The 20,190-nt window shown below is 33.5% G+C and carries 18 protein-coding genes and 2 tRNA genes; 13 read left to right on the top strand and 7 right to left on the bottom strand.

Going from position 1 to position 20,190, the window contains the following annotated elements; genetic code table 11:
* Nucleotides 1–15 precede the first annotated feature (15 nt).
* The gene (locus O5O44_RS04720; RefSeq protein ID WP_289195930.1) at nt 16–843 is read right to left on the bottom strand and encodes an SDR family oxidoreductase; all 828 of its coding nucleotides are present in this window, start codon (nt 841–843) and stop codon (nt 16–18) included.
* Between the two features lie 190 nt (nt 844–1,033).
* Between O5O44_RS04720 and O5O44_RS04715 the strand changes: the two genes are divergently transcribed.
* The gene (locus O5O44_RS04715; RefSeq protein WP_289195929.1) at nt 1,034–2,110 is read left to right on the top strand and encodes a substrate-binding domain-containing protein; all 1,077 of its coding nucleotides are present in this window, start codon (nt 1,034–1,036) and stop codon (nt 2,108–2,110) included.
* Between the two features lie 61 nt (nt 2,111–2,171).
* Here the strand turns inward: O5O44_RS04715 and O5O44_RS04710 are convergent, their stop codons facing one another.
* The 3 genes from O5O44_RS04710 to trxB all read right to left on the bottom strand — a co-directional run bounded on the left by O5O44_RS04710 (nt 2,172) and on the right by trxB (nt 4,566).
* Entirely contained in the window at nt 2,172–3,173 is a 1,002-nt protein-coding gene (locus tag O5O44_RS04710; protein WP_289195928.1) for a GntR family transcriptional regulator, read from the bottom strand.
* Nucleotides 3,174–3,413: 240 nt separating this feature from the next.
* Nucleotides 3,414–3,488, bottom strand: a tRNA-Pro gene (locus O5O44_RS04705).
* A 97-nt stretch (nt 3,489–3,585) separates the two neighbouring features.
* Nucleotides 3,586–4,566 (bottom strand): thioredoxin-disulfide reductase, encoded by a 981-nt coding sequence (trxB, locus tag O5O44_RS04700; RefSeq protein ID WP_019388478.1) that lies wholly within the window; start codon nt 4,564–4,566, stop codon nt 3,586–3,588.
* 164 nt (nt 4,567–4,730) lie between these two features.
* Here trxB and O5O44_RS04695 point away from each other — a divergent pair, with 164 nt between their 5' ends.
* Nucleotides 4,731–5,207, top strand: coding sequence for a hypothetical protein (locus tag O5O44_RS04695; protein WP_289195927.1), 477 nt, complete (start codon nt 4,731–4,733; stop codon nt 5,205–5,207).
* Between the two features lie 187 nt (nt 5,208–5,394).
* On the opposite strand, the gene gnd is transcribed toward O5O44_RS04695, so the two are convergent.
* From gnd to O5O44_RS04680, 3 genes are all read right to left on the bottom strand, one after another.
* On the bottom strand, nt 5,395–7,272 hold the full coding sequence (gene gnd, locus O5O44_RS04690; RefSeq protein WP_289195926.1) for an NADP-dependent phosphogluconate dehydrogenase: 1,878 nt from the start codon (nt 7,270–7,272) through the stop codon (nt 5,395–5,397).
* Between the two features lie 51 nt (nt 7,273–7,323).
* Nucleotides 7,324–8,379, bottom strand: coding sequence for a polysaccharide lyase family 7 protein (locus O5O44_RS04685; protein ID WP_289195925.1), 1,056 nt, complete (start codon nt 8,377–8,379; stop codon nt 7,324–7,326).
* A gap of 200 nt (nt 8,380–8,579) precedes the next feature.
* Nucleotides 8,580–8,657, bottom strand: a tRNA-Pro gene (locus O5O44_RS04680).
* A 136-nt stretch (nt 8,658–8,793) separates the two neighbouring features.
* Here O5O44_RS04680 and O5O44_RS04675 point away from each other — a divergent pair.
* From O5O44_RS04675 to O5O44_RS04625, 11 genes are all read left to right on the top strand, one after another.
* Nucleotides 8,794–11,079 carry a TonB-dependent receptor family protein gene (locus O5O44_RS04675; protein WP_289195924.1) on the top strand — a complete coding sequence of 762 codons (2,286 nt, stop codon included), beginning with the start codon at nt 8,794–8,796 and terminating at the stop codon, nt 11,077–11,079.
* A gap of 24 nt (nt 11,080–11,103) precedes the next feature.
* Nucleotides 11,104–12,228 carry a PQQ-dependent sugar dehydrogenase gene (locus tag O5O44_RS04670; RefSeq protein WP_289195923.1) on the top strand — a complete coding sequence of 375 codons (1,125 nt, stop codon included), beginning with the start codon at nt 11,104–11,106 and terminating at the stop codon, nt 12,226–12,228.
* A 9-nt stretch (nt 12,229–12,237) separates the two neighbouring features.
* Nucleotides 12,238–12,639 carry a c-type cytochrome gene (locus O5O44_RS04665; RefSeq protein ID WP_289195922.1) on the top strand — a complete coding sequence of 134 codons (402 nt, stop codon included), beginning with the start codon at nt 12,238–12,240 and terminating at the stop codon, nt 12,637–12,639.
* A 65-nt stretch (nt 12,640–12,704) separates the two neighbouring features.
* A complete protein-coding gene (udk, locus tag O5O44_RS04660; RefSeq protein WP_289195921.1) occupies nt 12,705–13,310 on the top strand; it encodes a uridine kinase in 606 nt (201 codons plus the stop codon).
* Complete coding sequence (locus O5O44_RS04655) at nt 13,310–13,633, top strand: FtsB family cell division protein (protein WP_289195920.1); 324 nt, start codon at nt 13,310–13,312, stop codon at nt 13,631–13,633. The genes udk and O5O44_RS04655 overlap by 1 nt, the downstream gene beginning before the upstream one ends.
* The gene (locus O5O44_RS04650) at nt 13,623–14,987 is read left to right on the top strand and encodes a methylmalonyl-CoA mutase subunit beta (protein ID WP_289195919.1); all 1,365 of its coding nucleotides are present in this window, start codon (nt 13,623–13,625) and stop codon (nt 14,985–14,987) included. Before O5O44_RS04655 ends, O5O44_RS04650 begins: the two co-directional genes overlap by 11 nt.
* Nucleotide 14,988: 1 nt before the next feature.
* Nucleotides 14,989–15,663 (top strand): hypothetical protein, encoded by a 675-nt coding sequence (locus tag O5O44_RS04645; RefSeq protein ID WP_289195918.1) that lies wholly within the window; start codon nt 14,989–14,991, stop codon nt 15,661–15,663.
* Between the two features lie 4 nt (nt 15,664–15,667).
* Nucleotides 15,668–17,788 carry a methylmalonyl-CoA mutase gene (gene scpA / locus O5O44_RS04640; RefSeq protein ID WP_289195917.1) on the top strand — a complete coding sequence of 707 codons (2,121 nt, stop codon included), beginning with the start codon at nt 15,668–15,670 and terminating at the stop codon, nt 17,786–17,788.
* A gap of 112 nt (nt 17,789–17,900) precedes the next feature.
* Complete coding sequence (locus tag O5O44_RS04635) at nt 17,901–18,665, top strand: ParA family protein (RefSeq protein WP_019386370.1); 765 nt, start codon at nt 17,901–17,903, stop codon at nt 18,663–18,665.
* A 3-nt stretch (nt 18,666–18,668) separates the two neighbouring features.
* Nucleotides 18,669–19,580 (top strand): ParB/RepB/Spo0J family partition protein, encoded by a 912-nt coding sequence (locus tag O5O44_RS04630; protein WP_289195916.1) that lies wholly within the window; start codon nt 18,669–18,671, stop codon nt 19,578–19,580.
* Entirely contained in the window at nt 19,570–20,190 is a 621-nt protein-coding gene (locus O5O44_RS04625; protein WP_289195915.1) for a DUF5683 domain-containing protein, read from the top strand. Before O5O44_RS04630 ends, O5O44_RS04625 begins: the two co-directional genes overlap by 11 nt.

The raw sequence follows: 20,190 nt of genomic DNA, 5'->3' as shown, positions 1-20,190 counted from the left end.
TTTGACTCTATTTAATTAAACACCACTGTATGCACTAAAACCTCCATCAATAGGTATCACGACGCCTGTAATAAATGAAGCACCTTCACCACATAACCACAAGGTTGTACCCACTAAATGCTCGGGCTCACCAAATTTTCCCATTGGTGTTTGCTCTATAATTTGATTACCTCTTGGCGTCAAACTCCCATCGCTATTTGTTAATAATGCTCTATTCTGATCGGTTAAGAAAAAACCTGGAGCTAACGCATTTACACGAATGCCTACTTTTGAAAAATGAACTGCAAGCCACTGTGTGAAATTTGAAACTGCTGCTTTTGCACCACTATATGCAGGTATTTTTGTTAATGGCGTAAAAGCATTCATAGAGGATATATTTAGAATGCTGCATCCTTCCCTACCTACCATATCTTCAGCAAAAATTTGTGTAGGCAAAAGGGTTCCAATGAAATTTAAATTAAATACGAATTGTATCCCTGATGGATCCAAATCAAAAAACGTTTTAAAACCTTCCGTTTTATTAACTAAATCTTCTGCCTCTAAAAATGGATTACTTGTTGTACCTAATGGATGATTTCCTCCGGCTCCATTTATTAAAATATCGCATAATCCAAAAGCACTATTCACTTCTTTTTTAGCCTGTTGTAAAGATTCCTTTTCGAGTACATTAGCAGCAACTCCAATTGCTTTTCCTCCTGCTGCATTTATTTCGTCCGCAATAGCATCTGCTGCTTCTTTTCTTAAATCTAATACCGCTATATTGTTCCCTTCTTTAGCCAATGCTTTGGCTAATGTTCCACAAAGCACGCCTCCTGCCCCTGTTAAAACGATTGTTTTATTCATTTTTAATTATCTTATTTTTATCAATACTAATTATTAGGCATAACTTTTCGTGTACGCACACACAAATATATAAAAAAATAATTGTGTGCGCACACAAAATGAATATATTTTTATTAAATTGCCTAAAAATAGCTTTATTACAAATTATGTTTTCAATTCCAAAAGAACATAAATAGATGAATAGAATTATATGATTACAATAAAGGATATCGCAAAAGAAGCTAAAGTCTCTGAAGGAACGGTAGACAGAGTTATACACAACCGCGGGGGGGTTTCAAAAAAAACACAGGCTAGAATTGAAAAAATTCTTGAGTATCACAATTTTAGTGTGAATCCAGTCGCCAGTGCTCTTGCTATGAAGAATAAACATTTCATTGCCGCATTAATACCTGAACATAATGATTCCGATTTATTTTGGAAATCTCCATATTTAGGCATTTTAAAAGGTGCAGATGACGTTAAAAGCTTTGGAGTAAAGGTCAAAAATTTTACTTTTAATCAATATGATCCCAATTCGTATTTAAACACATTCCATGAATTGTTAAAAACAAAGCCAACTGCTGTTATCATGGTTCCCAATTTTTCAAAAGAGACAAAACTAATTGTTAGTAAATTAGAATCTCTTAACATTCCCTATTTATTTTTAAATATTGATATTGATGGCTTTAATAACATAGCATTTGTTGGTCAAGACTCTTATATGGCTGGGTATATTGCAGGCAAGCTCATGCATTTAAGCATACCTAAACATTCTACTTTTTTAATTATTCAGGCAAGGCATAATATCACTAAAAACAATGCAGTATCTAATAGAATAAAAGGTTTTAATGATTTTTTCTTGAAAAATGAGATACATTCTAAAACCCAAACACTAAAAATAGAGAATTTAAATAACTCTTTGGAGACCAGAGAAAAAATAAACCTATACTTAAAACAACACCCCGAAATTGAAGGTATCTTTGTACCATCGAGTAGAATTTATATTGTGGTTGATTGTATAAGCACAAATTATCTAAAAAATCTTAAATTGATTGGATTTGATAATACGCCTCAAAATATTGAATGTTTAAAAAACGATTCTGTGTCGTTCTTGATTTCTCAAAAACCATTTGAACAAGGTTATGAATCGGTTCGTTTATTAACTGACTATTTAAAAAACAAAAAAAGTTTATTAAATAACAAAATATATCTTCCTATCGATATTTTGACTAAAGAAAATGTAGATTATAATGAAAGAAACAAATTCGTTTTTGAAAATGTAAACTAGAATACATATAGATTAATATTAGCTACGATATTACTGATATGTTTTTTTTATCACGCCCAAATTATAATGACTCCCTTAATATGAGTTTTGTGGGCAAATAAGTTTGCATTGGTGCATCACTTGTAATAAACTCCGCAGCTTTTGCGCCAAATTTTTGAAAATCTACTGAGACCACAGAAATACCCTTATATGTAAATCTTTTTATAGGTGTTTCGTTATACGAAAGTACTCCTACGTCTTTTCCTAACACAAAATTAGCATCCAAACATTGGTCTAATAATTTATAGAGCATTCTATCGTTTACACTTATATAGGCAGTATTTTCATTAACTGTGAACAACTTCGAATTTTTAATGACATCAAATTCAAGGTTATGTGTTTTGCAGAATTTTTTAAAAAAAACGACACTTTCCCATGGATGATATGTGAATTCTGGATAGATAAATTTAACCGACTCATATTTTTTAAATAAAGGTAATGCCTCTTCTAAACAGTTGTAAAATCCTTGTCCAAAATCTTGTAAAATAAAATTACTTGTTTTTTTAGAATGCAAATCCCAATCTATTAATAATAACTGATTTTCATCAATTTTATTAATGGCTTTCTTAACTTCAGGATGATCAAAACCCATCACAATGTATTTATAATATTTACCATTCTGGGCATCTAGCATCGACTTAAAATTCTTTACACTAAAATGATGAAACTGCAAATCTACTATTACATTGCTCGGTAAGTTTTGCATAAATGAATGATACAATACTTCTTTATAAGCCTTAAACGTGCTTATTAATAAAAGTACCTTAATTTTATTATCTGTGATGTAGTAACCCTTGTTGGGAGTAGATTTAATAAACCCCTCATCTTTAAGAAGCTTATAAGCTTTGAATACGGTATCTCGAGATATTTTATAGTCTTTACTAAATTCATTTATAGAAGGAATACTATCACCAGGTTTAAAAACATTAGTCTCTATCGATTCTTTAAACGCATTAAATACTTTTTTATATTTAGGTATATCGTTGCTACCAATATTTTTTAATTTAATTATTTCTTGAACCATGCTTGTTGAAAGATTTTAGAAAGAATTAATTGTCAAATAAAGAACTGAATTGAATCAATTAAAATTACAACAACAGTACTTAAACAAATCTACTTTTCATATCTCAAGAAAACTCAATTTTTCACAAAAACTATCCTGTACTATCATGTGCTAAGTATTGCAATGCCAAATACACGGATTGTTTACAACTTGAAAATCAACAAAATAAAAGTGAAGAACTATTGATTGACAAATATTTTGTCGGGATGACAGGATTTGAACCTGCGACCACACGGCCCCCAGCCGTGTACGCTAACCGGACTGCGCCACATCCCGCTTTTTTATAATCTTAATTAGACACGTTTTCAAATATAAACTAACTTAAAAAACCAAAGCTATTCGCTTTGGTTTTTTAAATATTTATTTGTTTCAATCAATTATAAGTAGAGGTAGACACTTCAAAAGTAGAGTCTTTTGCAGCCAAATAGCGTTCTGCATCTAATGCTGCCATACAACCTGTTCCCGCTGCAGTTACCGCTTGTCTGTAGACATGATCTGCCGCATCGCCAGAAACAAATACGCCTTCAACATTGGTTTTTGAAGTTCCTGGCACATTGATAATATAACCAGTTTCGTCTAAATCTAAATAATCTTTAAATATATCTGTGTTTGGTTTGTGTCCAATCGCTACAAAGAATCCAGTTGCTGGAATCTCATGCTTTTCGCCAGTTTTATTATTAAAAACACGAACACCTGTAACCACTTGTCCATCACCTAAAACCTCATCGGTTTCAGTGTTGTATAAAATTTCAATATTTTCAGTGTTTTTTACACGAGCAGCCATTATTTTCGAAGCTCTAAACTCATCTCTACGAACCAACATCGTTACCTTTTTACAAAGTTTAGAAAGGTAATGCGCTTCTTCGCAAGCCGAATCTCCTGCACCAACAATCACCACTTCTTGGTTTCGGTAGAAAAACCCATCACAGACTGCACATGCAGATACCCCACCACCAAGTTTTAAATATTTCTGTTCGGAATCTAAGCCTAAATATTTTGCCGATGCACCCGTTGAAATAATAATGGTGTCAGCATGAATTTCTTTAGTATCATTCACCCATACTTTATGTAAAGGCCCTGAAAAATCTACTTTGGTAATCCAACCATCTCTAACATCAGTTTCAAATCGTTGCGCTTGTGCCTGTAATTGCATCATCATTTCTGGTCCTGTAACCCCATCTGGGTATCCAGGAAAATTCTCAACCTCATTGGTGGTTGTTAATTGCCCACCTGGTTGTGACCCTTGATACAAAACAGGTTTCATATTAGCTCTAGCAGCATAAATTGCTGCGGTATAACCTGCGGGTCCAGAACCTATAATCAAGCACTTAACTTTTTCTATATTTTCAGCCATAATTTTTCATAAATTTTAATGTAACAAAAGTAGAATTTTTGATTGAATCCTTACACTTAAGTTATTAACACTTAACTATGATAGTATTTTCTAAATCTATTAATAAAAGAAATCATGTTGTTTTTTTTCGTAAATTGCTGTATATCAACTAAACCCTTTAAATTATGAAAAAGTATTTATTAATATTAGCCGTTTTACCATTGATTCTTTTTTCTTGTAAAGATAATTCAAAAGCAGAAATGGCGGAAAAAAGCTCAATTAATTCGGAAAAAGACATTGAAACTTTAGAAGGCGCTTGGAAGTTAGTAAGTTATTTAAACTTTGGAGAAGATGGCAGTATAGATACCATCCCGTCTTCAGAAACTAATAAACAAATAAAAATGTATTCTGCTACCAAAGTGATGTGGAGTAGATCTAGAATATCAGATTCAATTGATTGGTTTGCCTATGGTGACTATAAAGTTAAAAATGGCGTTTTAACTGAAATATTAGATTATGGTTCCAAATCGATGAATGAGGTAATAAAAGATAGAACAGAGTTTGTTTTTGATGTGAATATTAGTGAAAATGAATTCAGTCAAACTGAATTAGATAGTGCAGGTCATCCTATTTTAGGCGAATATTATATTAGGTTAGAGTAACGGCCTTTGCTGTTTTACAATTAGATTTGTTCTTATTAACGATTAGATATAATTGGATGGGTTTTAATTATTCCAATAAATTATAAAGCATCGCGCATCAATTAAAATTTAATTAATTTATTGGAAGTTAAATAAGGCTATTTAACTGTATTTAAAATGGTTATAAAAATTAAAGTTTTTTATTATCCTACCAATTGGTATGATAATATTTTCCAGTAGCATCATCTGTACGTTGATAGGTGTGAGCTCCAAAATAATCGCGTTGTGCCTGAATAATATTTGCCGACGACCTTGAATTTGCATAATTATTTAAAAAATTAACCGCATCGCTTAAACAAGGTATTGCCAATTCACTCAACATACATTTAGCCACTACTTTGTTTATTGACGGTTTCAATAATTTGACCTGATTAATAATAACCTGATGTTTCAAAATATTATCATCCTCTTTTAAGACAGGTATTAATTCCGCCATTAAATCAGATTTTATAATGCAGCCATTAGTCCAAATTCGCGCTATTTCACTTAGATTTAGTTGCCAATTGTATGCTTTTCCAGCCTCTGAAACTAATCTAATGCCTTGAAAATGATTTATAATTCTTGCAAATTGATATGCATTTAAAACATCCTTAATTTCAAGGTTAACGGGTAATGATTTTGTCTCGAAACGTTTGCTAGCTTGAATTCTTTCATCTTTATAAAACGAAGTATACCTTGCAAATAATGCTGATGCTATTAAAGTTCCTGGAACTCCCAATTGAGCAGTAGCTATTGTTGTCCAATTGCCAGTACCTTTATTCCCTGCCTTATCAACTATTTTATGTATTAACCATTCGTTTCTATCTTTCTTTCTAAGTATATCAACAGTAATACTTAGTAAATAACTTTGGGCTTTTGGTTTCCATGATTCTAAAATATCAGCTATTTCATCTGGATTATTTCCCATAGATTTTAGTATCGTAAAGACTTCAGCCAATAATTGCATTTCTACATATTCAATCCCATTATGAACCATTTTTACAAAATGCCCACTTCCCTCTTCTCCTATATAAGTGCAACATGGCAAGTTATTAACATCTTTAGCAGCAATACTTTCTAAATAAGGCTTTACTAAGTTATATGTGTTTTTGTCTCCTCCGGGCATTATGGACGGACCTTTTAAAGCTCCTTCTTCGCCGCCAGAAACGCCAACTCCTAAGAATTGAATACCCTTCGATTTTAGATAATCGTAACGTTCCTTTGTTTTTATATAGTTAGAGTTTCCACCATCAATTAACACATCTCCAGCAGACAAATAAGGCAGTAAATCTTCAATGACCATATCTGTAATCTTACCAGCATTAACCATGAGCATAATTTTTCTTGGGGTTTGTAATGAGTTTACAAACTTCTCAATGTTAGAGAACGCATGTGCGTTTTCAAGTTCTTTATACTTATTTTTAAAATCTATGGCAACATGTTCCTCTTTCCCTTTAACTTCTCGGTTAAATATTGAAATTTTAAAACCTTTTTGCGCTAAGTTTCTGCTTAAGCTTTTCCCCATAACACCTAGTCCAAAAAGACCAAATTCAGATTTCTCTTCCATTTGTTCAACGATATTTTTTACTATTTCTGAAGGATTTAAACTTACATCAACTTGAATTGCATCCTTTGGCGGTTCTAAGGTATCAAACTGAGATTGCAATAAATCCGATGACATAAAATGATGCTCTCTTTCGTTAAGTCTTTTAAATATCAAATTGAAACCACCCGTTAGATGCACCCATTTCACATGATATTCAATATCTTTTTTCAAAATTTCACGATATGCTTGCTTTAAAGCCGAACAAACTATAACACAGCTGCTTTTTTGTAACTGCACTTTTGCTACCTCATTAAGTTTTAGCAACCAACCATGACGATCTTCATCATTTAACGGCAAGCCACTTTTCATCTTATCAATATTTGATTGAGGATGAAAATCATCTCCATCAAAAAATGGAATTTTAAGGTTTTCAGATAATAATTTACCGATGGTACTTTTACCAGAACCTGAAACTCCCATAATATAGATGACGCTATTCAATTTCTTATATTATTTTTAAATAATTGACTTTTTTTTAGAAATACCACCATATTAATCTTTGCTAGGGGCAATGCTTTCTCCCATGGTAGATTCTCTAAACCAAACTTCAGCATAACTGCCATGAGCGTACTGTTTAGCAATATCGCCATCAAATACCTCCGCCCCAGTATACCAAACTATATTTTCGTTTGGGTCTTTTCCATTTGTTTGATTGTAAGCGCCTTGTTTAAAGTATTGTAATTCGCCTGCATATGCGTTTTCTTGTTCTACTCCATCACGTCCAATTGTGGCATATACTGTTTTGATCTGCTCTGGGAGATCTGATTTTTTAGTAAAATCTGATTGCAACAAGTTCTTCACAAATGTCTTTGTTTCATGCCCTTCACTTTTAAAAGTAAGATACATAATACCTTCATGCACGTTCACCTCATAACTAAATTCTTCACCCAAGGCTATACCATTACCAGGCTCTTCTGGATTGGTTGATGGACTCGTACCTACAACCGACATATTGTATCCCCAAACGGCGGTAGAATAATCCCACCTTTTAGAATTATCACCTTTGGTATTAATTTCATAATTCCAAAACACAGATCCTTTTTCGTGCCCTGGGAATTTTTTGTAGAAGATTTTGAGCGGTTCGTTTTCATGCCCCTCATCACTATGAATCTGCCCTACAACAACCGAATATGAAACTGAAACTCTGGCATCGCCTGAAGTTGACACATGCTGCACTTTCAACGTTCCTGTTAATCTTCCGCCAGTTTCTGGAATCCAATGTGCTTTTTGTCCCAATTCCGTTCTTGTATTACTCGAAGTTCTTGAGGTTATTCCAGAATTTGGTGTTTTGTATACAACCCAGTTTGTTTTTCCATCGTTTTCAACATAAAAAAAATCGTCATGCTCAACCTTATCTAAGTTTTTAAAACTTGTACCATCACCACATAGTAAACTACAATCTTTAATAACAGGAAGAACATCGCTCGGATAGATTTTCTCTGTAATTTCCGATATATTGGCTTCTTTCTTAACATTCTTGCAGCCAAACATTAAAACCGCTGCAATAATTAGTAAAATTGATAATTTGTTTACTTTTATACACTTCATTATGTTATTTTTTTAATCTAAAATTTACATTTTGAAGTTAACAAATAAATGGAAACTAACGCTTCATTAAATTTATAATATTTCAAAAATAATTGTGTGGAAAGACTTTGAAGACATAAATTCTGTAGATACCTTTAAAGTCTTAATCGAACATGGATAAAGGCATAAAAAAATCCAATCACTTTCGTAATTGGATTTTTTGGTCGGGGTGGCAGGATTCGAACCTGCGACCTCCGCGTCCCAAACGCGGCGCGATAACCGGGCTACGCTACACCCCGATTTTTGGTTATCTTGTAACGGGATGCAAATATAGTTTTTTTATTCATTTCATAATTAAAATTCTCTAAAAAATATTTCTTGCCCAAAAGTGATAATTTAGCAATTGAAAATTTCAGATAACCTAAAGCATTTATTGTGACCAAAAACCTTTTTTTATTCTTATTTTTTTGCTCGAGTTTCTTTTGTTTCGGGCAAATTAAAGGCAAGGTTTTAGCTAACAATTCCGGGATTCCTTTAGCCAATGTAGAAATTACTAATTTAGAGCTCAAGGACACTTACTTTACAAATAGCAATGGTCTTTTCCTATTAGAAAAACCGGGTTTTTATGCATTTAAAAAAGTTGGTTATAGCGAAAAAATTATTGAGCTCAACGAAAACATCGAATACATTATTCAACTAAGTATCAATCCATTTGAACTTAATGAAATTACAATAAGTACAAACCAGATTCCTAGAGTTTTAAAAAAAGCTACAGCATCAGTGAGTATGATTACATCAAATGATATTCAACTTGCAAACAATACAGATTTTGCCCCAATATTAAATCGAGCTCCTGGGGTGTTTATGCAAAGTGGCAGCCTCAATACAAATCGCATTACGATAAGAGGTATTGGTTCTAGAAACCTTTTCGGAACTTCCAAAATAAGAGCCTATTTTAAAGATATTCCGTTAACCAATGGCAGTGGCGAAACAACACTTGAAGATTTTGAACTCGCAACCATCTCTCAAATGGAAATCACAAAAGGATCTGCTTCTAGTATTTATGGAGCTGGTTTGGGAGGAGTTATTCGTTTAATACCGCAAAACGGGCATTTAAATGAAACATCTAGTAATACAGAATTTTCGATTGGCTCGTTTGGATTAGTTAAAGGGATATTAAATTTGGCATATGGCTCAAAAAAACATAGTATAAACGCTGTTTACAGTAATACTCATAGCGATGGATATCGTGAAAATAATGAATACAACAGACAGACTTTCACCATAAATTCCAATCATTTTTTAAATGCTAAAAACGAGGTTTCTATATTGATGAGTTATGTGGATTTAAAGGCATTTATACCAAGCTCAATTAACGAAGAGACTTATTTAAACAGTCCAGAATCTGCTGCTTTAACTTGGCAACAATCCAAAGGATATGAAGATTCAAAACGTGGTATTATTGGACTTTCTTGGAATCATAATTACAATGACAACTTAAAGCAAAATACCAGTATTTTCACATCATTTACAAACACGTACGAACCAAGACCTTTTAACATTTTAAAAGAAAACACATCTGCATTTGGCATAAGAAGCAGATTATTGGGCACACTAAAGCTATATGGCAAAAAGTTAAAATGGACTTTTGGCGGAGAGTTTTTTAAAGACACCTATACATACGGAACCTTTGAAAATTTATATGAAGATTATCCTGAAGGCACAGGAAGTGTTGAAGGTAACCGTTTATCAGATTTTCATGAGCGAAGAAATTATTATAATATTTTTGCGGAATCTGATATTGCACTTTCAGAAAAAACCACATTTTCCATCGGATTAAATTTAAATGAAACCGCCTATAAGTTAAAAGATGATTACCCGGTTTCAGATACCAATCCAGATCAATCGGGGCAGTATAAATACAAAAGTATTATGTCTCCCAAATTTGGGGTTTCTCATTTAATTTCGAATAACTTAAGTTTATTTTCTAATATAAGTCATGGGTTCTCACCACTTTCACTTCAAGAAACTCTTCTTCCTGACGGACAAATAAACACCAATTTAAAACCAGAAACTGGATGGAATTACGAGTTAGGTACACGTGGCACTTTATTTAGTAATCGCTTACAATTTAACACATCAATTTATCATTTAAACATTAAAAATCTCATTGTTTCAAGAAGAACAACACAAGACCAATTTATAGGAATAAATGCAGGTAGTACTCAACATAATGGCTTAGAAGCAGCTATTAATTATAATTGGCTATCAAATAATAACGTGACATTAAGTTCGTTTTTCAATTACACCTTAAATCAATTCAAATTTAAAAACTTTGTTGACGATTCTAATAATTTTTCGGGCAATAAACTAACAGGTGTCCCTTCTGAAGTTATCAACCTTGGATTTAATTTTATAAGTAGCATAGGTTTTTATGGAAATATAAATTACCAACATGTAGGTAGCATGCCAATAAACGACAGTAATAGCTTGTTTTCAGAAAGTTACAATTTAACTCATTGTAAAATTGGTTATAAATTATTTCTTAATAAAAAGCTAAAATTAAACGCATTCTTTGGCTTAAACAATATATTTGATGTACACTATGCTTCTCAAATTTTAATAAATGCCACTGGCTTTGGAGGAAGTGCTCCCAGATATTATTATCCAGGGAATCCTATAAATTATTATACTGGAATTAATATAAACTACATTTTTTAATGTAAATTATAACAAAAAACAAAAATGAAACAGTTTTATTCAATTTTCGCATTAATTTTTATCGTATTTACCGCTTGTGCGCAACAGAAAGAATCTGAAGTTGAAGCCTCAACACCTTCAGAGTCAAACTATACTTCAGAAATTGTAGTATCAGATTTAAATATTCCGTGGGGAATGGCTTTTTTACCAGATGGAAGTATGCTGATAACCGAAAAATCAGGAGAATTAATTCATTTTCATGAAGGTGAAAAGCAAATAATCGAGGGTACACCCAATGTTTATGTTCGTGGTCAAGGTGGCTTTATGGATGTAAAACTACACCCAGATTACATTGAAAACGGATGGATATATTTTTCTTTTGCTTCCGCAGAAGGTGAGGGCGATGGTGGAAACACGGCGATATTGCGTGCGAAACTTAACGGCAATACTCTAGTTGATTCTGAAATGCTTTACAAGGCGAGTCCGAATTCTAAAAGAGGTCAACACTTCGGGTCGAGAATAGAATTTGATGATGAAGGCTATTTGTATTTCTCAATTGGAGATCGAGGCGATCGAGATGTAAACCCACAAGACATTACAAGAGATTGCGGTAAAATTTACAGATTAAATGATGATGGCAGTGTACCAGATGACAATCCGTTCATAAATACCGAAAATACCAAAACTGCTATTTATAGTTACGGGCACCGAAACCCTCAAGGTATGGTTAAAAACCCATTTACAGGTGCCATTTGGACTAATGAACATGGACCAAAAGGAGGCGATGAAATAAATATTATTGAAAAAGGTAGCAACTACGGTTGGCCTGTTATTTCTTATGGAATAAACTATAGCGGCACAACATTTACAGACATCACCGAAAAAGAAGGCATGGAGCAACCGCTTTTTTATTGGGTACCATCCATTGCTCCTAGCGGAATGGCATTTGTGTCTTCAAACAAATATCCAGAATGGAAAGGGAATGTGCTCGTTGGAGCTCTAAAATTTGAATATTTAGAGCGATTAGTTATAGAAAATAATAAAGTTGTAAAACGTGAGAAACTGTTAGAAGATATCGGTAGAGTTAGAAATGTTATTCAAGGACCTGATGGTTTCATTTATGTGGCCGTAGAAGGCAAAGGCATCTATAAAATTGTTCCTCAAAACTAATTACATATTATGAAATTACTTTACTTAAGTTTCTTCTCGTTTTGTTCTATCATTTTCACCTGTAGCGCCCAATCAAGCGAATTAGATTCAAGTATGGAGCGTGGTGCATTTATTTATGAAGATTTTTGTGTTACCTGCCATTTACCAAGTGGTGAAGGCGTTGAAAATGTGTATCCGCCGATAGCAAAATCTGATTACTTAATGAATAATAGAGAAGCCAGTATAAAGGGCATCAAATATGGTCAAAAAGGTGAAATTACAGTTAACGGAAAAACTTATAATGGCTATATGGCGCCCATGGGATTAAGTGATAATGAAGTTGCAGATGTTATGAATTATATAACAAATAGTTGGGGGAACAAAAATGATAATTTAGTCACAGAAGAAGAAGTTTCAAAAATTGAAAAATAATCCAAGTTCTGTTTTAAATAGGAACAAGTATTAACTAACTTTGTAAAGTCCATAAAACTATTTTCATGCTCATTATAGGAATTGCTGGCGGTACAGGCTGTGGCAAAACAACAGTTGTAAATCAAATTTTAAACGAACTACCAGAGGGCGAAGTTGGAGTTATTTCTCAAGATTCATATTACCTAGACACCACTCATTTATCTTATGATGAACGCGTGAAAATCAATTTTGATCATCCAAGGTCTATTGATTTCGATTTACTTGAGGAGCATTTAAAAGAATTAAAAAAAGGCAATCCTATACACCAACCTGTTTATTCGTTCGTTAAGCATAATAGAACGGGTGATACCATTTTAACGCATCCTAGAAAAGTTATTATAGTTGAAGGTATTTTAATTTTGACCAACCCAGAGTTAAGAGAGATGTTCGATATTAAAATTTTTGTGCATGCCGATAGCGATGAACGCTTAATACGCCGTTTAAAACGAGACATACAAGAACGTGGAAGAGATTTAGATGAAGTACTTGCACGATACAAAACCACATTAAAACCGATGCACAATCAGTTTATAGAACCTATGAAAGAGTTTGCAGATATTATTATTCCAAACAATCATTACAACACGGTAGCCATCGATATTGTAAAAACCATTATAAACGATAAACTATAATGGCGAGCAATAAAAACAAATACTTAAAACCCTTTAAAAATATTTTTATACTTATTTTAGTGGTGTTTGCTGTTTGGATGTTGTTTTTTGATGCCAATTCATGGCTTATTCATCATGAATTAAATACAGAAATTGAGGATTTAGAGAACGAGAAAGAATACTACATCAAAGAAATAGAAAAAGATAAAAAAGATTTAAAAAAACTGAGTACAGACGAAGGTTTAGAGAAGTTTGCTAGAGAAGAATATTACATGAAAAGAGATAATGAGGAAATTTACATTATCGAATATGAAGATAGCTTAAAAACAAAAAATGATGAGTAAACATTTGTTTGATGAGTTTCAACCTGTTTCTTCAAAACAATGGAAACAAAAAATACAGTTCGATTTAAAAGGTGCAGATTACAACGATACACTTGTTTGGAAAACTAATGAGAATATTGATGTAAAGCCTTTTTATCACGCCGACGATTTTAATAAACTCCCAAACATTTCTGACACCAAAGCAACTCTATGGAACATTCTTAAAATCATTTTCGTTGCAGACGTTGAAAAATCTAATAAAAAAGCACTTGATATCATTGATAAAGGTGCAGAAAGTATAAAATTCATCATTCCTAATGAAACCGTTTCAATTAATGAACTTGTTAAAGGTATCAATCAAAAGGAAACAACATTATTTCTTGAACTTCAATTTCTTTCAGCAGATTTCATCAATAACATACATAATTTAGTTCCTCAAGCAAAAATTCAAATAGATAGCATTGGGCAACTCGCTAGTGATGGCAACTGGTTTAAAAGCTTTAATGAAGATTTTAAGGCATTCGACACTTTGATAAACAAAACATATGCTTTTAATGTAAATGCTTCACTATATCAAAATGCCGGAGCAACCATAACTCAAGAGCTTGCCTACACCCTAGCCCACGCTAATGAGTATTTAAATGGTTTAGAAAATTCAGAAATCGATTTACAATCATTAAACATCGTTTTTAATGTATCGGTTAGTTCCAATTACTTCTTTGAAATTGCCAAATTACGCGCATTGAGAGCACTTTGGAAAACACTCGCTAAAGCATATGGTGCGAATACCAATTGCGAAATCGTTGTGACACCTTCAAAACGAAACAAAACCTTGTACGATTACAATACAAACATGTTGCGCACAACTACCGAATGTATGAGTGCGATACTTGGAGGCGCTAATTTTATTGCCAATTTACCCTATGATGCAATTTATCATAAAAGCAATGCTTTGAGTGAGCGCATCGCAAGAAACCAGCTTTTAATTCTGAAGCACGAAAGCTATTTTAACATGGTAAACAATCCATCTGATGGTTCGTACTACATTGAAACTATTACAGACCAACTTTCAGAAAAAGCTTTAGAACTTTTTAAAGATATTGAAAACAATGGCGGGTTTCTAAGTCAATTAAAAGCGGGAACCATTCAAAGAAAAATAAAAGAATCTGCGCTGAAAGAACAAGAACAATTTGATAAAGGCGAAATCGTATTATTGGGCACTAACGTTCACCCTAATGCTAAGGACAGCATGAAGCATGAGCTAGAACTTTATCCTTTTGTAAAAACCAACCCAAGAAAAACATTAATTGAACCCATTATAGAAAAACGATTATCAGAACAATTAGAACAAAACCGATTAAAAAATGAAAATTAAAATGAACTCAAAAATTACACTTTTATCTTGTTTATTATGCTTCATTCTATTGAGTTGCAAAAAAGAAAACTCATTTTCAAATTACAAATACGCTGATAAACCTATCGCTTTTGAATGTGCTGGCGTAAATACTAAATTATTAAATGAAGCCCTTTATAGTTTTGAAGACGATATCGAAAATCATTACAAGCAAAACAGACCAAATTTCAAATTAAATCAGGCCTATTCTCAAATCATGAGAAATTCTGTTTTTGGCAGATTACAATTAGATAAAATTGTATCAAAACACACTTTCGAGGTTTTTCAAGCCCTAAAAGAGGAAGAAGGTTTGTGGGACTTGAACAACACAAAAAGTAACCTCAACTACAATAGTGAGGTTGTAAAATGTATCTCGAACACGATAAAAGATCAAAATTTGAAAACCACGCTTAATGCCCTTTTAACAACAAATAGCATGTCACCAAAATTATTTGGTCCTGCAGTTGTTAATAAATACCAAAACGCCATAAACGATAAAAGTTTAGCTTTATACATCGCGCTAGACTTATATTACGCCAAAATGTTCGACACCAATTTTGCTAAATCGAAGTTAGAACAACCAGAATTGAAAGTTGATTTTAATCAGGTTCCTCGAAAAGAGGAAGTTGACCCACATGCAGGACATAATCACGACTAAATAAATGACAAGAAAAAATCTTCAACATATCAACATAAAACCAGAGGTAGAAAGTAAAAAGATTAAATCTTCAACATTTGCTACTGCTGAAAATATTGATGTAAAATCAACGTATACTCAAGGTGATGTTGAAGACTTGAAGCATCTCAATTTTGTTGCAGGTATCGCACCTTATTTGCGCGGACCTTACAGTACCATGTATGTTCGCAGACCATGGACTATTCGTCAATATGCAGGATTTTCAACTGCCGAAGAAAGCAATGCTTTTTACAGACGTAATTTAGCTGCAGGACAAAAAGGACTATCCGTAGCCTTTGATTTGGCAACACATAGAGGTTATGATTCAGACCACGAGCGTGTAGTTGGCGATGTTGGAAAAGCAGGAGTCGCTATTGATTCTGTTGAAGACATGAAAATACTCTTCGATCACATTCCGTTGGATAAAATGTCGGTTTCAATGACCATGAATGGTGCAGTTTTACCCATTATGGCTTTTTATATTGTGGCAGCAGAAGAACAAGGTGTTAAGCCAGAACAGTTGGCAGGAACCATACAGAATGATATTTTGAAGGAATTTATGGTGCGAAATACCTATATCTATCCGCCAACACCTTCAATGAAAATTATTTCTGATATTTTTGAATTTACGAGTAAGAATATGCCAAAATTCAACAGTATCAGTATTTCCGGATACCATATGCAGGAAGCTGGAGCCACTTGCGATATTGAATTAGCTTACACATTAGCCGATGGTTTAGAATATATTCGAAAAGGATTAGCGGCAGGTATGGATATTGATACCTTTGCACCCCGCCTTTCATTTTTTTGGGCAATCGGCATGAACCACTTTATGGAAATTGCCAAAATGCGAGCCGCTAGAATGCTTTGGGCGAAATTGGTAAAACAGTTCAATCCTAAAAACGAAAAATCTTTAGCATTACGTACACATTGTCAGACTTCGGGTTGGAGTTTAACCGAACAAGACCCCTTTAATAATGTAGCTAGAACCACCATTGAAGCTGCCGCTGCGGCATTTGGCGGCACACAAAGTTTGCACACTAATGCCTTAGATGAAGCTATTGCGTTACCAACAGATTTTTCAGCAAGAATTGCTCGAAACACGCAAATATTTCTTCAAGAAGAAACACATATTACAAAAACGGTTGACCCATGGGCAGGAAGCTATTATGTTGAAAAACTAACTCACGATATTGCAAATAAAGCTTGGGCTTTAATTGAAGAAATTGAAGATTTAGGTGGCATGACAAAGGCCATTGAAGCTGGTATCCCAAAAATACGAATAGAAGAAGCTGCGGCAAGAAAGCAAGCAAGGATAGATTCTGGGCAAGACATTATTGTTGGCGTTAATAAATATAGACTTGAAGAAGAAGACCCTATTTCTACACTTGAAGTAGATAATCAAACTGTTCGAAACTCACAAATTGAGCGATTAACCTCAATTAAAAGTACTAGAAATTCCGAAAAAGTTAGAGCCTCATTATCAAAATTAACCGAAGCAGGAAGATCTGGTAAAGAAAATTTACTAGCTTTAGCTATTGAAGCGGCTCGAGAGCGTGCCACTTTAGGCGAAATAAGTGATGCTTTAGAGGCTGTTTTTGGCAGATACAAAGCACAAATAAAATCATTTTCTGGTGTGTATAGTAAAGAAATAAAAAACGACGAATCCTTTAAAAAGGCACAACAATTGGCGGATGCTTTTGCAGAACAAGAAGGCAGAAGACCTCGTATTATGATAGCAAAAATGGGGCAAGACGGTCATGATCGCGGAGCCAAGGTTGTTGCTACAGGTTATGCCGATGTAGGATTTGATGTAGACATTGGTCCGCTTTTTCAAACCCCGCAAGAAGCTGCAAAACAAGCTGTTGAAAACGATGTGCATATTTTAGGCGTTTCCTCATTAGCTGCTGGTCACAAAACCTTAGTACCGCAAGTTATTGATGCATTAAAAGCATACGGTCGAGATGATATTATGGTTATTGTAGGTGGCGTTATTCCTAAGCAAGATTATCAATATTTATTTGATGCCGGAGCCGTTGCTGTATTTGGCCCTGGAACCAAAATTAGTGATGCCGCAATTAAGATTCTAGAAATCCTAATTGATTAACAGATAATCGTTAAAAAACTACATTAAATTTCACTCACCGATTTGTTAACAAGTTCCACTTTCATTCCACATAAATAATTGTATTTTTGTCTCTAATAAAACCAAATCATTAATGGGTAAAATCATTGCAATTGCGAACCAAAAAGGAGGCGTAGGAAAAACAACAACCTCTATTAATTTAGCAGCTTCACTAGGCGTTCTAGAAAAAAAAGTATTACTTATAGATGCTGACCCTCAAGCAAATGCAACTTCTGGAATAGGTATTGATGTTGAATCTGTAGAAATTGGAACATACCAATTATTAGAACATTCTAACATCGCTAAAGATGCAATTGTTCAAACTGAAACACCAAATCTAGACATCATTCCAGCGCATATTGATTTAGTTGCTATTGAAATAGAACTTGTTGATAAAGATGAACGCGAATACATGCTAAAAAAGGCATTAGCCGACATTAAAAACGATTATGATTATATTTTAATAGATTGCGCACCTTCATTAGGCCTTTTAACCTTAAATGCACTTACTGCTGCTGATGCGGTTATTATACCTATTCAGTGTGAATATTTTGCCCTTGAAGGATTAGGAAAACTATTAAACACCATAAAAAGTGTTCAAAAAATACACAATCCAGAATTGGACATAGAAGGCTTATTGCTTACCATGTACGATTCAAGATTAAGATTATCAAATCAAGTGGTTGAAGAGGTTCAAAAACATTTTAACGACATGGTTTTTCAAACAATTATTCAAAGAAATGTACGTTTGAGTGAAGCACCAAGCTACGGAGAAAGTATAATTAATTACGACGCAAGTAGTAAAGGTGCAAACAATTACTTAAGTTTGGCAAAAGAAATCATCAATAAAAACTCCTAAATTATGGCTAAGGCAACCAAAAAACAGGCTTTAGGTAGAGGTTTATCAGCACTATTAAAAGACCCAAGTAACGATATTCAATCGGTACAAGATAAAAATGCAGATAAAGTTATTGGGAATATTGTTGAATTAGATATTGATTTCATCGAAGTTAACCCGTTTCAACCACGAACAAATTTTAGCGAAGAATCCCTTCGTGAATTAGCGTCTTCGATAAAAGAACTAGGCATTATTCAGCCTATAACGGTTAGAAAATTAGGTTTAAACAAATACCAATTAGTTTCAGGTGAACGTCGTTTTAGAGCTTCAAAATTAATAGGATTAGAAACTATTCCTGCTTACGTTAGAATTGCTAACGACCAAGAATCTTTAGAAATGGCTTTAGTTGAAAATATTCAACGCCAAGATTTAGACCCTATCGAGATTGCCTTATCGTACCAACGATTAATTGACGAAATAAACCTGACTCAAGAGCAAATGAGTGAGCGTGTTGGTAAAAAACGATCTACTATTGCTAATTATTTGCGCTTATTAAAATTAGACCCAATTATTCAAACTGGAATGCGCGATGGCTTTATATCCATGGGTCATGGTCGTGCTTTAATTGCAATAGAAGACCAAAGCGAGCAGTTAGACATCTATGAGAACATTTTATCGAACAAACTTTCGGTTAGAGAAACTGAAAATTTAGTTCGAGATTTCAATACAAAAGAACCAACACCATCTACCGCTAAAAAATCTGAAGATGATGAAATGCCAAAATTTGTTAAAAAAGGCATTGCGGCGTTTTCAGAATACTTTGGGCATAAAATAGACGTTAAAGTTTCTAAAAATGGTAAAGGAAAAATTACGATTCCTTTTCATTCTGAAGAAGATTTTAATCGTATTAAAAAATTAGTTCAAGGTGCAAAATAAAATCCTTATAACAGGAATAGTAGCATGTCTGCTTTGTTGTTTTTCTGCTTTCGCACAAGACAAGGAAAAAACCCCAAAAAAAAACCTTCCAAAAGAAGTTGTCATAGATACTTTGGTTTCAGTCAGCAAACCTATTGACGCACTATCGCCTGCAAAAGCCGCATTTTATTCAGCTATCTTACCAGGATTGGGGCAAGCCTACAATAAAAAATATTGGAAAATCCCTATTGTTTATGGAGCTATAGGTACTGGTATTTATTTCTACATAGACAATAACAAACAATACAATCGGTTTAGAGATGCTTACAAGAGAAGACTTGCAGGCTATACCGACGATGAGTTTTATTTCGATTCTCAGGGTAACCAATTAACCACTCCAAGAGTATCTACAGACAGACTTGAAGATGCTCAGAAATTGTACCGAAGTAATAAGGAAATCTCTTTACTAGTTACCATTGGATTTTATGCACTAAACATTATTGATGCCAATGTAGATGCACATTTACTGCAATATAATGTAGATGAAAACTTAACTTTATCGCCACATTACGAACTCAACCCAAAAGATGCTTTAAGCAATCTCGGATTAACTTTAAATTTTAAATTTTAA

The organism is Algibacter luteus, assembly GCF_030344935.1.
In the GTDB taxonomy this organism is placed as follows: domain Bacteria; phylum Bacteroidota; class Bacteroidia; order Flavobacteriales; family Flavobacteriaceae; genus Arenitalea; species Arenitalea lutea.
The sequence above is the reverse complement of the archived record's forward strand: the minus strand, read 5'-3'. Positions and strand labels throughout refer to the sequence as shown.

Excerpts from the sequence above, each read along its gene's own strand:
- O5O44_RS04720 (WP_289195930.1), bottom strand. The coding sequence starts at position 843 with ATGAATAAAACAATCGTTTTAACAGGGGCAGGAGGCGTGCTTTGTGGA.
- O5O44_RS04715 (WP_289195929.1), top strand. The coding sequence starts at position 1,034 with ATGATTACAATAAAGGATATCGCAAAAGAAGCTAAAGTCTCTGAAGGA.
- O5O44_RS04710 (WP_289195928.1), bottom strand. The coding sequence starts at position 3,173 with ATGGTTCAAGAAATAATTAAATTAAAAAATATTGGTAGCAACGATATA.
- trxB (WP_019388478.1), bottom strand. The coding sequence starts at position 4,566 with ATGGCTGAAAATATAGAAAAAGTTAAGTGCTTGATTATAGGTTCTGGA.
- O5O44_RS04695 (WP_289195927.1), top strand. The coding sequence starts at position 4,731 with ATGAAAAAGTATTTATTAATATTAGCCGTTTTACCATTGATTCTTTTT.
- O5O44_RS04685 (WP_289195925.1), bottom strand. The coding sequence starts at position 8,379 with ATGAAGTGTATAAAAGTAAACAAATTATCAATTTTACTAATTATTGCA.
- O5O44_RS04670 (WP_289195923.1), top strand. The coding sequence starts at position 11,104 with ATGAAACAGTTTTATTCAATTTTCGCATTAATTTTTATCGTATTTACC.
- O5O44_RS04665 (WP_289195922.1), top strand. The coding sequence starts at position 12,238 with ATGAAATTACTTTACTTAAGTTTCTTCTCGTTTTGTTCTATCATTTTC.
- udk (WP_289195921.1), top strand. The coding sequence starts at position 12,705 with ATGCTCATTATAGGAATTGCTGGCGGTACAGGCTGTGGCAAAACAACA.
- O5O44_RS04655 (WP_289195920.1), top strand. The coding sequence starts at position 13,310 with ATGGCGAGCAATAAAAACAAATACTTAAAACCCTTTAAAAATATTTTT.
- O5O44_RS04650 (WP_289195919.1), top strand. The coding sequence starts at position 13,623 with ATGATGAGTAAACATTTGTTTGATGAGTTTCAACCTGTTTCTTCAAAA.
- O5O44_RS04645 (WP_289195918.1), top strand. The coding sequence starts at position 14,989 with ATGAACTCAAAAATTACACTTTTATCTTGTTTATTATGCTTCATTCTA.
- scpA (WP_289195917.1), top strand. The coding sequence starts at position 15,668 with ATGACAAGAAAAAATCTTCAACATATCAACATAAAACCAGAGGTAGAA.
- O5O44_RS04635 (WP_019386370.1), top strand. The coding sequence starts at position 17,901 with ATGGGTAAAATCATTGCAATTGCGAACCAAAAAGGAGGCGTAGGAAAA.
- O5O44_RS04630 (WP_289195916.1), top strand. The coding sequence starts at position 18,669 with ATGGCTAAGGCAACCAAAAAACAGGCTTTAGGTAGAGGTTTATCAGCA.